The sequence below is a fragment of the Pseudoflavonifractor sp. 60 genome (genome assembly GCF_009911645.1).
In the GTDB taxonomy this organism is placed as follows: Bacteria; Bacillota; Clostridia; order Oscillospirales; family Oscillospiraceae; genus Lawsonibacter.
Map to the genome: position 1 here is coordinate 1 of NZ_QWKI01000222.1, position 11,361 is coordinate 11,361.

Here is an 11,361-nt window from a genome sequence, read left to right on the forward strand (position 1 = left end):
CAGAATCCCCGTCAGCGTCCGGACTTCTTTTACCTTTGACGTCATGAGTTTGACACCTCTTTCCATTTTAAGCATATAGGCGTAGATACACCCGGTACAGTTCTCTCAAAAGTCCCCGGACCCGTTTCTCGCTCATGCCTTGGATACAGGCGGTTTCCGCAATCGAGTAGCCTTGCAGCCGCATGGATGCAAGGGCATACTGCTCTTTGCTGGAAACAGCCGCCAAATCATGTAGAAGCAATTTAGCTTCCAGCGCCTCAAAGGGGTCTGGAGGTCTGGCCTGGAGTGTTTTCAGATATTTCCGTTCTGTCTCCCTCCGCCGTTCTTCCGCCCGATGGAAGGAGGAAATGCTCTGCCGCATAGCGTGCCATGCAACAGTAGAAAACTGATAGCGGCGCAGCCAGGGTTCCGTCAGGTACCGTTTGACTGCGCACAGGTATCCAAAAACGGCAATATAATAATAATCGTCGATTTCCAGCCGCCGCTCCCACAGATATTTGTAAATCAGGTTGTGGTTTTCAGCGGCAAATTGGCGCTGCTCCTCTGTCAACGCCTTGGGCGTGGCAGGCCGTCCCCGTTCACCGAACAGGGGCGGCCTTGTCTGCTCCTGGACAGAACCGGCCGTCTTAGGCGGGCAGCTGCTCTCGCTCGCCATCGACAATGCCCATGCCCACAGAGAAGTGGGCCTCATTGTTGGGCAACTCCATGGGACCGGAGCCAACCTTAATAGCGCCGGTCTCCAGTTCCTTGCTGGCGGCCTGCTCAGTCAGCGTATTCTTGACCTGCTGGCGGAATGTGTCCGCATACGCCTTCACCGCAGCCAATTCCTCGCCAGAGAGCTCCCGCACCTTGCAGAACGTGGCGACGCTGTAATCGTAGCCATTGCTGCTCATGCGCTTCAGGCCAATCCGGACGACGCTGCTGTAAAGGGGACGCTGGCACCGAGCAAACGCCGCATTGTAAAAAGCGTTGTAGGGCGTGAGGCTGGTCGGCGGGAGGGAAATCTGGATGGGCACGAACTCGCCGCTGCGGAGCAGGTAGAGCGTCCGCATATTCTTACACGCCTTCCCCCGACCGTTGCTGGCACTGCCAAAGGTGTTGAACCCACAGCTGGCACACAGGCCGCCGGGATTACCGTAGCCGATCTTTCCGTCCACAGACTGGCACAGGGGCGGAGTGTTGTCCTCATACTCCTCACCCTCCGGCCAGTAGGCGTTGACGGGGTGGTTAAACAGGAGGATGCTCTCCAGCTCAGGGACATAATCCGGGCGCTCTGGGTTGTCGCTCTCCATCTTGAACTGCAGGACATTGCCGCCGGGGATCTTGACCTTGGGGAACGTGAGCCGCAGGCCCTCCATATCCTCGGAGAGATCGTCGGAGGGGGTGTTGATGCCCATAGCGGTGGGCAGAATGAACTGGGCACACTCCATAACAGCGGTATTGGACTGATTGTTCTGGCTATACATAAATGGTTCCTCCTATAAAATGTTGATGTTGGTGGTATGGCCCTTTATGCAGCAATACCTGAGGCTTGGTTGATTCTGCGGAACAGCTCCGGGGCCATGGTCATTAATGTATATCCGATCTCCTCCAGCTTGGAGGCGCGGTCGTAACTCTCTACGTCCTGGCTGTACCGGGTAACTGCGTTGGCAAGGCCGTACAGCGTATAGTCGCCGTCCGTATGGAGATGCTGAAGAATTCCAGCACTCTCCGTCTCTGTGATATGGACGCACGCTGCGGCGCGTTTTACCACTTCCTCCAGATTGTCTGTGTTCAGCGCCAGCTGTGTACTCTCCCGCATCTGGTTGAGCAGCTGCACGAACCGGGCTTCGTCCATTGCTTCACGGACTGCCGTTTGCAGATTGCGGACAAAATCCTGGTCGCTGTCTGTCAGCACCTCTGCGGCACAGACAAAGAATTGTCTGTTGGTGAGAATACGCGGCCCCGAGTGGGTACGGCGCATTTTGGAGGCTGTGCTGTCGGTGGCTGTCATCCCGTTGGTGCAGAGCAGCCGGTATACGAACGGACAGACACTGACCGCTCCCCGGCCGGTTTCGCTGTTGGAGATTGATACTCCGGCCTGAACCACATCGCCTGGACGCACTTCATCCTGGAGGCGCGGGTTCACGACCTTCAGGTACATGTAGTCCTCAGTAAGCTCACAGCTGCCAAACTGGATGTCCGGCATCTCACCTACCACGAGGGTAACGATTCCAGCGACATCATAATTGTCGATGCGCCGGTAGCGGCTGCTCAAAAATGCCCGCGCATGGCCGTCTAATGTCCGCAGCATACGCTGAGCGGGTTCAACACGCTGGAGCCAGCGGTTGACATTATAGGCCAGCAGCTCCGGGTCATTTTGCCGCATTTTTTCGTAATACTTGATGGGGATATCCAGATAGGTGCTGATCTGGCGGTGAGCCGTTGTCTGAATGTCCATCGGCTCCATCAGGTCATGGCCGCTCTCATTCAGAGCAAGGAGAAAGGGCTGGTTGTCCCAGATCTCCATATGCAGACATCTGGTGTCCACCATGTAGTCGGCCTTTGCCTCACCCTGACGCCGGATTTCTGCCGCCATCGCCTGGATGGTGCGCCCGCTTTTCATGGTGCGCTTCACTCCTTTCCTTAATTTTTGGGCTGCTTACCAGGAAACCAGAATCCTGGTATCCTGCACGTCAGCGGTCAACCCCTCCTGCTCCAGTACCTTCGCCAGCCTGGGCCAGTAGACCTTCTCAGGGAAGGCAGCAAAGGAGTCCTTCTTGATCTCCTCGCCGCCGTCTGCCGGCTGGATACAGATACTTCCGTCCTCGTTCAGCGTCAGGCTGCTGTGGCCCCGGGAACGCAGGTCGGCAATCATATCCTCCAGGATACTGCGGCCCTGGAACTCATACCACACCCGGGGATCTACCGGCTGCTGGTTGGGCACAGCTTCCGCTTCCAGAGGCGCAACCTTGACCAGCGAACAGCGAAGGCCGCCCTGCCGGTCTAACGTGACGTCAGCATAGTCATAGTCCGGAATGCCGTAGACCCGGATGCGTCCGGTGCCGCCATAGGCAATAAAACGTGTGGGATCAGCTAAGGTCCACTCCCAATGAGCCTGGGGGTAAACCGACCGCAGATGCTCCGAAATGCGGTGGTTCATATGGCGCAGAAGCACCAGGCCCATGCCGCTGTCAGAGGTATCCAGGACAGCTTCCTGCCGGTCACGGGACTGCCGGACACGACGCCTGTATGTGCGGTTGGACCGCCAGGCGGGGAGAAGCTGGGTGAAAATGAGCCACAGGCCCCACACCGCGAAAGCGGTGAGCAGAGCCACTGTTGCCCAGATGCCCCGCAGCAGAGATAGGATGGCGATGACAACGCCGATCAGGATAGAAATGCTGCCCCAAAGAGGACTCGTTCTTTTCATGGAAATTACCACCTTTTCTTAAAATGTCGGGAAAAACAAAAAAGAGGCGCTGCACCAAAGTCCAGAACTTCATCTGAAACATTTGGTACAGCGCCTCTTTACTTGCGCCGGAGCATTACTCCGGCAGGGCCTCCCGCTCGCCGTCCACCATCCCAACAGGGACGGCGGGTTCGGACTGCGGTACACCGCATTCGGTTTTGCCTTGGAAGGCCGGGATGTAATCCCAGTCGTCCAGTTTGAGCTTCAGCCGCTTGTCGTAGGTCTCACCATCATTCTTGGTGTACTCCTCCAATTCCAAAGAACCGGATACCCAGATCAAGCTGCCTTTTCTCACTTTGCGTTTGACCAGGTTCTTTGCAAGATGTCCCCAGGCCCACACTTGAAAATACTGTGTGCGGGCTGTCTCGCCGTATCCCAGGTTTTCTGCCAGGGAAAATCGGACGTAGGGTTCCTTCCGGGCACTCTCGCGCAGCTCCAGGTCAGCGGTCACCCAACCGATGCACATGAGCTTTGCCATAGACCACTCCTTCCTGCCATAAAGGCGAAAATAAATATATAAAAAAGTGCCGGCATTTCAACCGCTTGTCCCTAAATGGGCGCAGTTGTCCTACCAGCACTGAATACAAACCTGACAACGTGTGCAATGCGAAGTTCTTCGCGCATAGACCGTGATCTATGTCCCTTGCGGGAGGCGCACAAAAATCAATTACAATGGGAGTATGCCGCATGTTGTATCTTTTGTCAAGCAGAAACACAATATATAGTATTTTTAATAGACATATCTTGTGGCTGATAGGGAAGCTAACGGTCAGGGCCTATCTGGTTCGTCTAATGCGGACAGTCAGACCAGCCATACACACGTCCCGATGGCCAACCAGATAATAGTCCGTTCCGTCATGCTCGACACTGGTTCGTACCCAGTACGGCACATCATAGCGGCCGTCTGTTACCAGGGCCTCGATGGGACTGCCGCAGCAGTAGTAAAAGCCGCTGCCGGTTTCATATCTGCCGGAGATGTTCTTCCTCAGCTGCTCCATTTTCAGAACCGGCTGGGCGATATAACGGCTGCAGTCCTCCACATCCGCCAGCTTCTCCATGACCCCGCGCAGTTCATCCAAAAGGAACAGCTGCTCGCCGTCCTCATAGTTGATCTCCAGTCCGCTCAGGTCATCATACCGGGGATAGGTTGAGTTTCGGAGCAGGTGGCTGATGCCCGGCTGCAATTCCGACGCTTGGAGCATAATGTCGTTGATATTTGCCATATTCATGACCTCCTCTTTTGCTGTCATACTATAAAACAAAGGGATACAGCAGTCTTTTCTGCATGAAGGTTCAAAAAATTTTTGAATCAAAAGACGTTGCAAAAATTCTGCTGCTCCTTTATACTGCTATCACGTTACATCCGCGAAAATAGTCCAATTTCCCTGTCACAAATCGAGGCAGTGCCAGTCTAATTTCTCAGGAGGTGTTTTTATGAGCACGAAAGAAAAACAAGAGCTGTCTGCTCTGATCGAGCAGGCCACCGCCGGAGATAGAGCCGCGCTGGAAATGGTACTGGCCGGTGTTCAGGATCTGGTATTCAATCTGTCCCTGCGGATGCTGGGCACGTTCCATGACGCGGAGGACGCGTCCCAGGACATTTTGCTGAAGGTCATGACCCACCTCTCTTCCTTCAAAGGGGAGAGCAGCTTCACAACCTGGGTATTCCGCATTGCGGTGAACCACCTCAAGGACTATAAGAAGCACATGTTCGCCCAATTCCCCCTGAGCTTCGAGTTCTATGGAGACGACATCCGCAATGGGAAAATTCAGGATGTGCCCGACCTGACCCAGAATGTAGAGAGAGCCATCTTGGCTGAGGAACTGAAGCTGTCCTGCACAAATGTAATGCTCCAGTGTTTGGACCCGGAGAGCCGCTGTATCTTTATCCTGGGCACCATGTTCCGGGTGGACAGCCGAATCGCTGGGGACATCCTGGGTATCACCCCGGAAGCCTATCGCCAGCGCCTCTCCCGGGTGCGGAAGAGGATGGCGGACTTCCTTTCGGAATACTGCGGCGAGTACGGGAAGGGAACCTGCCGCTGCGCGAATCGGGTCAACTATGCGATCCAGAATCACCGCATCGCTCCCGACCACCTGGACTTTACCGCCGCCAAGCCCAGCGACACTGCCGTGGAAGTAACGGCGGCCATGGAGGAGATTGATGGATACTCCCAGCAATTCTCGTTCTGCCGGGCGTACCAATCCACAGAGCGGTTGAAGAAGATGATTCGGGATTTTCTAAATGGCCCGGCCTTCTCCACGGTCGTGGAAGCGTAAAGGAGGCACGAAATGAATACACAGATGATTTTGGACTATCTGTCCAGCTTAAGCACCAACAATAACCGGGAGTGGTATCACACCCATAAGGCTGAATACCAGGCGGCCAACGCACAGTTTGAGGAGCTGATCCAGGCTCTGATGCTCCGAATTGGGGAATTTGACAGCAGTATCCTGGACCACGCTCCCAAGGAACTGACCTTCAAGCTGGTGCGGGACACCAGATTCAGCCATGACAAGTCTCCTTACAACCCCGCATTCCGGGCGCACATTTCGTCCATGGGAAAGCCGCCCATTCCAGTGGGCTATTATCTGATGATAAAGCCGGGCGGACAGTCCTTCCTGGGCGGCGGCCTGTTTGATGACATGTTCAAGGATGCCACCCGGATGGTTCGAGACTATATCTTGGAGCACGGCAACGAGTGGGAGGAAATTATCACTGCCCCGTCTTTTCAAGAGCATTTTACGGTAGGCGGATCAGCACTGAAAAACGTCCCGGCTGGATACGAAAAGGAGCATCCCCAGGCGGAATATCTGAAATATAAGAGCTGGTATCTGGAATACCTGATTCAGGACGAAGAGCTTACGGACGGTGATCTGTTCTTAGCCAAAGCGGCAGACATCTTCCGGTTGATGAAGCCGTTCAACGATTATCTGAACAATGCGCTCACAGGGTTCAAAATGCCTACACGGTGAAAGCCGATTTCTGCGTAATCTGCTGAAGGGTGACGCCTCCCAATGAGACGCCACCCTTCTTCGTGTTACTGGCATGACATTATTTCATTACCCCAGTCGCTCGAAAATGACCTGCTTACACAGGTAGAGGTTCGCAACCGCCAGGGTAACATCCTCCCGTCTTTTCGCCTGCATCATCTCCCAGCGGATATTATCACAGGTCGTAAAGTCATCGTCGTAGAGTGCCGCCATTACCTTTTGGTCGGTAGACAGATCACTGACGCCGGCCTCGGCGCACTTGATCAGCTCGGCGGTAGACAGGAGGGCCTGCTTGGACAGGGCCAGAATCTGCGCCTCCCGCTGGTTGGGCTGGTCCCGCTGAAACAGCTGCCTGGCTTTGGATACAGCAACGCCCTCCAGCAGAACCATCTTTAAGAAGGTCGCGGCCCGCAGTGGAATACTCTCCGAGATAGGAATGACATAGAGTCCGCCCAGCAGGTCATACAGCGCCTCAAAGTCGGTGCCGCCGCTGCCGGACACAATCAGCCCGCGGACCTCCAGCCGCTTCAGGCAGTTCTCAAAGGTTCGGGTGATGTACGGATACAGCGACTGCTCCAGCTTCTCGTAATGCTCCCGGGCCTGCTCCATATTTGTGATACGCCAGTTGAGGCAGGTCCATAGGGCCATTTCCTGCTGGTCCACCATGTACTCCTTACGGTTGACAATGATTACAGGATAGGTCTGACCTGAACTATCCCGCTTGCGGCGAAAGCTGCCTACAGCTGTATAGTATGTACGCATAAGATCGTCCTCCCATGTTTCAGTCTATATTTCTTTTACGAATCAGCCCTGCTTTTTTCAATAGCTCCACTACAAAGATGACGGAAGACTCCATCCTTTTTCAGTTTGGCCTTCGCTCGGGAGATCCACGCCCCCACATGGTTCGGTTCGGTGTGGTAGAGCCGGGCAATATCCGCCCCGCTATAACCCCTGATTTTCAATTCAAGTGCCTCAATACCCAGTTGGGCCACTCCGCTGTACTCCCTCTTGTAGTGTGCCAGCAGGGCGGCCATGTCGATCTGGTCAATCAGGCTGTCCGTCTTATCCTCCACAGAGGACTCCGGGATAGAAGGAAGGTGCTCATCATCAGCAAAGCCGGAGCCTACTGGCAGGCTGCACAGGTGTTTCTGCTGGGTGTTGGCGGCCTTACAGCAGTCCAGCAGGTGGTTACGGATTACAGCAGCGGCATAGGTGCTGAACTGGGCGGAAGTCCCGTTATAGGTGGCCGCAGCCCGGCAGAGGGCAAGGGCGCCCTCTTGGCTGAGATCATCGCGCCCCAGGCCGTACACCCCCTCGTTGGTTCGGATATGGCGAGAGATGACCCAGCCTACCAAGTCCATGTGCTGTTCCACAAGGACCTGTTGCTCACTGGTCAGGATAAAATCGTATTTCATGGAATTCCCTTCTTTCATTTGTAGATTTTCGTGGGATAGTTACGCCGCACAGGTATTCGGCGCGAGAAATTGGCTGCAAAGTTGAATGACCTGCTCACACCGCCATTCTGAGAACTTAGCGATATGCGCTTCTTCTGGCGGAAGCCCCATCTGTACCTGGAGCCAGTGATAGGCCGCCGTTCGGGACATCATGCCGCTTTTCCACAAGCGGTTGAAGGCTTCGTGGGCCTCCATGTGCTTAATGCGCAGGGGACGGTTTGCCAGCGTTCCCATCGGGAGGTGGGTGCGACGGTGGACGCTCACATAGGAATCGCAGGCGGGGTATCTGGCGCAGACATACACCTCCTCGCCCGGCTGGCGGTACTCCTGGCCGTGAACAGCGGAGGCTGGCCGCAGGAATGCCTTGGAGTTGCAGTAGAGACATTTGATGTTGATTCGTTTCATGGAATATCCTCCTTGTAGTTAAAATCTGAAAATCTGCGTACTCTCCCCAAGGGGAAAAAGCACAAATGACAGGGAGCAGCCCTGTCAAGTCGTTTTCGGTATTTACTTGTCACTTATATTACGCACCGCTCAAAAGCAAATCCGGCCCGAAATTCTGTGAACTTTCTGTAAACAATAAAAGAGCTGGTCCGAACCTCGTTCGGGCCAGCTCTTTGCAAAAGAATATAAGGTATGGTAAAATAGGGCATCATGGTCAGGAGTGTATAGAGTATGACAAATGACAAAGTATTTCAGATGAATTTCGGGAAAATCTACGGGCTTCTGCTGGACAAGGCCACCAGGAAGGGTCGGACAAAGGACGAAGTGAATGAAGTGATATGCTGGCTGACGGGGTATGCCCCAGAGCAGCTGGAGGCGTTCCGCTCCACCGATCTCTGTTATGGGGACTTTTTCCGCAATGCACCCCAGCCTAATCCGAACCGTGCGCTAATCAAGGGTGTGGTCTGCGGCGTCCGGGTGGAGGAAGTTGAAGACCCGCTCATGCGGGAGATCCGCTGCCTGGATAAGCTGATTGATGAACTGGCGAAGGGGAAGCCAATGGAGAAGATTCTGCGGAAATAGGAGGAAGCAGCCATGTGGGTATGTCCCAAGTGCGGACGGTCATTCAAAAATACGGAGCAGAGCCATTACTGCGGGAAACCTCCGGCGACGATTGAAGAGTACATCGCCGCCCAGCCAGAGGAGATGCAGGACTATCTGCGGCAGGTCAACGCCGCCATCAAGGCCAGCATTCCGAAGGCCAAGGAGAAAATCTCCTGGAGTATGCCCACCTACTGGAAAGGCCGCAACCTGATTCAGTTTGCAGCCTCCAAGCGGCACATCGGCCTGTACCCCGGCCCGGAAGCTGTGGAAGTGTTCGCTGAGCGGCTGACGGAGTATAAGACCAGCAAGGGTGCGATTCAGTTCCCGTACAGCAAGCCGCTCCCGCTGGAGCTGATCGGAGAAATTGCGAAATGGTGTGAGGAGAATAGCTGAAGCATACTGTTATGTAACTTTTGTGTTCTCACAGAGCCTTTTCAGTGGATGTTCTTCCGCCTCAGGGAGACGCCAGAGCAAATATTGTGCATACAGAGCTGCAAATCCATCCTCGGTAAGCTGGCCGCAGCACTCGGCCGGGTCAATCTGTACTCCTGTCAACTCGTAGAGCCGCTGGACCGGCAGGATCACCGGCTGGCCGTTCCGGTTGGCTGCCAGCAGATAACCAGGGTCATCCTTCTCGCTTTGGCATTTGATATAGATGCTGTTCCGCCAGTTACCAGAGCAGGCGGTCAGGAACAGGTATAGCTGTTTTGTCGTTGAACTCGCATTTTGCATACGTTTCGTATCTCCTGTCTGTGAAAAGATGTTTTGGTTTCAGTCTCATAAAAGGCTTGAAAAAGACTTCAAAAATACATATAATAGAAGCAAGACAGCAAAAAGGTAAGGAGGAGGCTGACATGGAAGTAATCCGTAAATTTATCGACGCAAACAGCCTGATGTCCATTATGGCATTGCCGGAAGCCTTTCGGAACCGCAAGTTGGAGGTTATTGTTCTTCCCACTGATGAAGAGTCTGCAATACAGCAGAAGCCGGATGTAGCTGGTATTGTCCAATCCCTGGTAGGTGCAATTCCCCATACGGATATGACTTTATCCGAACTGCGTGACGAGAGACTGGGAAAATATGAAGCTGCTAATTGATACAAATGTGGTGCTGGATGTCCTCTTGCGGCGCGAACCGTTTTTCAGGACAGCGGCAGAGGTGCTTAGCCTTACCCAGCGGGATGAAGTACGGGAGTATGTATCTGCCTCCGCGATCACAGACATCTACTATATTGCAAATAAGCAAATGAAAGATCGTGATGCTGTGCGGGATCTGCTGAAACGGCTTCTTATGGTCGTTTCTGTGGCGGCTGTTTCCGAACGGGAGATACAGAACGCACTTAATCTGGCATGGGGAGACTTTGAGGATTCCGTTCAATATTCAGTTGCACTGCTAAACGAGATGGATGGAATTGTCACACGAAATCCCAGCGACTATCAAGAGGCAAATATGCGGATATGGCTCCCGGAGCAGGCGCTGGAGTTATTCGCAAACGAAGGATCATGAATACAGAGCCATACCCGCAAATATGTAGGGTATGGCCCTGTTCGCTACCCAATGATCCAGAACGGGCCTCCCGCTCCCGCCCGTTTGCTGGCCTCATTCAGAATGATGGACAGATCCCAAAGCTTCTCGCTCCGCCGGTAGCTGGCAGGGTCAGCCACCAGAATCTGTCCATCTTGAACACCCCGGAGGACAATGAAGTGCCCGCCGGAGGTAAAGTGGCCCTTGGTCATAATGGCGACCACCAGCTTCCCATCACTCAGGGCGTCTAGGATGCGCTGAGGTTCGGAGGCGGTACAGCCCTCCACATTCAGTCCCCACGCTTTGGCTGCGCTGGGGATCAGGGAGTGGTAGGAACCGCTCTTGCTGCACCAGCCGCCGTTTTTGTAGGCCCACTCCGCCATTTCAACAGGGTCAACGATGTCATCCGTTAGAGAGGTAGGGCCGCAGCCGTAGCCGCCGATGTTGTCTGTGCCGTAGGGCTTGTTGGCCCAGCGTTCGTCCAACTGATTGAAATAGACCACCTCCGTTGCGCCGTCTGTAAAGCGGACGTTTCCCAGAGAAGCAATCGTAGTGCCGCCGTACTCCGTGTACTGGAACATCCCATCGCCCAGAAACAGGCTGAGGTTCTGGGCATAGTCTCTGGCCAGCGACTTCTGGTCATCAGTCAGGTGGAACACCGTATCGGCAAAGTAGCCCTCGCCATTGTAAACGAGGGTGTAGATGTACCAGGTTTCCTCCTATTACAATAAGAATTACGGTGAGAGGCACGGCAGCCAGCCGTGTCTTTTTCCGCATTGTTGCCAGAGCTGTTAGAATGAGAGAGTATTGGCCTGACGCTTTCCTCCAAGGACCAACACGTCCGTTGAAAAGTCTGTCAGCCAGCCTCTCATTCGCAGCGTTCGATTTATGCAG

17 protein-coding genes are annotated in these 11,361 nt (G+C 54.2%); 6 read left to right on the forward strand and 11 right to left on the reverse strand.

What is annotated here, in order from left to right:
* Positions 1-67 precede the first annotated feature (67 nt).
* The 6 genes from D1646_RS20060 to D1646_RS20085 form a co-directional block, all read right to left on the reverse strand.
* Positions 68-655 carry an ECF-type sigma factor gene (locus tag D1646_RS20060; RefSeq protein ID WP_160638155.1) on the reverse strand — a complete coding sequence of 196 codons (588 nt, stop codon included), beginning with the start codon at positions 653-655 and terminating at the stop codon, positions 68-70.
* Positions 627-1,466, reverse strand: coding sequence for a hypothetical protein (locus D1646_RS20065; RefSeq protein ID WP_160638156.1), 840 nt, complete (start codon positions 1,464-1,466; stop codon positions 627-629). Before D1646_RS20065 ends, D1646_RS20060 begins: the two co-directional genes overlap by 29 nt.
* A gap of 44 nt (positions 1,467-1,510) precedes the next feature.
* A complete protein-coding gene (locus D1646_RS20070) occupies positions 1,511-2,605 on the reverse strand; it encodes a DUF932 domain-containing protein (protein WP_160638157.1) in 1,095 nt (364 codons plus the stop codon).
* Positions 2,606-2,641: 36 nt separating this feature from the next.
* Positions 2,642-3,409 carry a hypothetical protein gene (locus D1646_RS20075; protein WP_160638158.1) on the reverse strand — a complete coding sequence of 256 codons (768 nt, stop codon included), beginning with the start codon at positions 3,407-3,409 and terminating at the stop codon, positions 2,642-2,644.
* A 115-nt stretch (positions 3,410-3,524) separates the two neighbouring features.
* Entirely contained in the window at positions 3,525-3,926 is a 402-nt protein-coding gene (locus D1646_RS20080; protein ID WP_160638159.1) for a single-stranded DNA-binding protein, read from the reverse strand.
* A 298-nt stretch (positions 3,927-4,224) separates the two neighbouring features.
* Positions 4,225-4,671 (reverse strand): DUF5348 domain-containing protein, encoded by a 447-nt coding sequence (locus tag D1646_RS20085; protein ID WP_160638160.1) that lies wholly within the window; start codon positions 4,669-4,671, stop codon positions 4,225-4,227.
* Between the two features lie 211 nt (positions 4,672-4,882).
* On the opposite strand from D1646_RS20085, the gene D1646_RS20090 reads away from it, so the two are divergent.
* Together D1646_RS20090 and D1646_RS20095 are read left to right on the forward strand one after the other, a co-directional pair.
* Positions 4,883-5,728 (forward strand): RNA polymerase sigma factor, encoded by an 846-nt coding sequence (locus tag D1646_RS20090; protein ID WP_160638161.1) that lies wholly within the window; start codon positions 4,883-4,885, stop codon positions 5,726-5,728.
* 12 nt (positions 5,729-5,740) lie between these two features.
* On the forward strand, positions 5,741-6,424 hold the full coding sequence (locus D1646_RS20095; RefSeq protein WP_160638162.1) for a DUF2461 domain-containing protein: 684 nt from the start codon (positions 5,741-5,743) through the stop codon (positions 6,422-6,424).
* Positions 6,425-6,511: 87 nt separating this feature from the next.
* Here the strand turns inward: D1646_RS20095 and D1646_RS20100 are convergent, their stop codons facing one another.
* Genes D1646_RS20100 through D1646_RS20110 form a run of 3 tightly spaced genes read right to left on the reverse strand, consistent with a single transcriptional unit; the run spans position 6,512 to position 8,301 of the window.
* Positions 6,512-7,204, reverse strand: a complete 693-nt coding sequence (locus D1646_RS20100) for a hypothetical protein (protein WP_160638163.1) — start codon at positions 7,202-7,204, stop codon at positions 6,512-6,514.
* Between the two features lie 35 nt (positions 7,205-7,239).
* Positions 7,240-7,857: a sigma-70 family RNA polymerase sigma factor gene (locus D1646_RS20105; RefSeq protein WP_160638164.1), complete on the reverse strand. Its 618-nt coding sequence runs from the start codon at positions 7,855-7,857 to the stop codon at positions 7,240-7,242.
* 39 nt (positions 7,858-7,896) lie between these two features.
* Positions 7,897-8,301, reverse strand: a complete 405-nt coding sequence (locus D1646_RS20110) for a zinc-finger-containing protein (protein ID WP_160638165.1) — start codon at positions 8,299-8,301, stop codon at positions 7,897-7,899.
* A 270-nt stretch (positions 8,302-8,571) separates the two neighbouring features.
* Between D1646_RS20110 and D1646_RS20115 the strand changes: the two genes are divergently transcribed.
* Positions 8,572-8,922, forward strand: coding sequence for a DUF2200 domain-containing protein (locus D1646_RS20115; RefSeq protein ID WP_160638166.1), 351 nt, complete (start codon positions 8,572-8,574; stop codon positions 8,920-8,922).
* A 12-nt stretch (positions 8,923-8,934) separates the two neighbouring features.
* Positions 8,935-9,336 (forward strand): DUF1801 domain-containing protein, encoded by a 402-nt coding sequence (locus D1646_RS20120; RefSeq protein ID WP_160638167.1) that lies wholly within the window; start codon positions 8,935-8,937, stop codon positions 9,334-9,336.
* A gap of 9 nt (positions 9,337-9,345) precedes the next feature.
* Here the strand turns inward: D1646_RS20120 and D1646_RS20125 are convergent, their stop codons facing one another.
* Entirely contained in the window at positions 9,346-9,675 is a 330-nt protein-coding gene (locus D1646_RS20125) for a hypothetical protein (protein ID WP_160638168.1), read from the reverse strand.
* A gap of 122 nt (positions 9,676-9,797) precedes the next feature.
* On the opposite strand from D1646_RS20125, the gene D1646_RS20130 reads away from it, so the two are divergent.
* Positions 9,798-10,040 (forward strand): hypothetical protein, encoded by a 243-nt coding sequence (locus D1646_RS20130; RefSeq protein WP_160638169.1) that lies wholly within the window; start codon positions 9,798-9,800, stop codon positions 10,038-10,040.
* Positions 10,024-10,449 carry a PIN domain-containing protein gene (locus D1646_RS20135; protein WP_160638170.1) on the forward strand — a complete coding sequence of 142 codons (426 nt, stop codon included), beginning with the start codon at positions 10,024-10,026 and terminating at the stop codon, positions 10,447-10,449. Before D1646_RS20130 ends, D1646_RS20135 begins: the two co-directional genes overlap by 17 nt.
* A gap of 44 nt (positions 10,450-10,493) precedes the next feature.
* On the opposite strand, the gene D1646_RS20140 is transcribed toward D1646_RS20135, so the two are convergent.
* Positions 10,494-11,126, reverse strand: a complete 633-nt coding sequence (locus D1646_RS20140; protein WP_347565261.1) for a C39 family peptidase — start codon at positions 11,124-11,126, stop codon at positions 10,494-10,496.
* Positions 11,127-11,361 lie beyond the last annotated feature (235 nt).

Coding starts and splice junctions, on each gene's coding strand:
- D1646_RS20125 (WP_160638168.1), bottom strand. CDS start 9,675: ATGCAAAATGCGAGTTCAACGACAAAACAGCTATACCTGTTCCTGACC.
- D1646_RS20075 (WP_160638158.1), bottom strand. CDS start 3,409: ATGAAAAGAACGAGTCCTCTTTGGGGCAGCATTTCTATCCTGATCGGC.
- D1646_RS20070 (WP_160638157.1), bottom strand. CDS start 2,605: ATGAAAAGCGGGCGCACCATCCAGGCGATGGCGGCAGAAATCCGGCGT.
- D1646_RS20135 (WP_160638170.1), top strand. CDS start 10,024: ATGAAGCTGCTAATTGATACAAATGTGGTGCTGGATGTCCTCTTGCGG.
- D1646_RS20100 (WP_160638163.1), bottom strand. CDS start 7,204: ATGCGTACATACTATACAGCTGTAGGCAGCTTTCGCCGCAAGCGGGAT.
- D1646_RS20095 (WP_160638162.1), top strand. CDS start 5,741: ATGAATACACAGATGATTTTGGACTATCTGTCCAGCTTAAGCACCAAC.
- D1646_RS20090 (WP_160638161.1), top strand. CDS start 4,883: ATGAGCACGAAAGAAAAACAAGAGCTGTCTGCTCTGATCGAGCAGGCC.
- D1646_RS20085 (WP_160638160.1), bottom strand. CDS start 4,671: ATGGCAAATATCAACGACATTATGCTCCAAGCGTCGGAATTGCAGCCG.
- D1646_RS20105 (WP_160638164.1), bottom strand. CDS start 7,857: ATGAAATACGATTTTATCCTGACCAGTGAGCAACAGGTCCTTGTGGAA.
- D1646_RS20115 (WP_160638166.1), top strand. CDS start 8,572: ATGACAAATGACAAAGTATTTCAGATGAATTTCGGGAAAATCTACGGG.
- D1646_RS20060 (WP_160638155.1), bottom strand. CDS start 655: ATGGCGAGCGAGAGCAGCTGCCCGCCTAAGACGGCCGGTTCTGTCCAG.
- D1646_RS20110 (WP_160638165.1), bottom strand. CDS start 8,301: ATGAAACGAATCAACATCAAATGTCTCTACTGCAACTCCAAGGCATTC.
- D1646_RS20080 (WP_160638159.1), bottom strand. CDS start 3,926: ATGGCAAAGCTCATGTGCATCGGTTGGGTGACCGCTGACCTGGAGCTG.
- D1646_RS20130 (WP_160638169.1), top strand. CDS start 9,798: ATGGAAGTAATCCGTAAATTTATCGACGCAAACAGCCTGATGTCCATT.
- D1646_RS20120 (WP_160638167.1), top strand. CDS start 8,935: ATGTGGGTATGTCCCAAGTGCGGACGGTCATTCAAAAATACGGAGCAG.
- D1646_RS20065 (WP_160638156.1), bottom strand. CDS start 1,466: ATGTATAGCCAGAACAATCAGTCCAATACCGCTGTTATGGAGTGTGCC.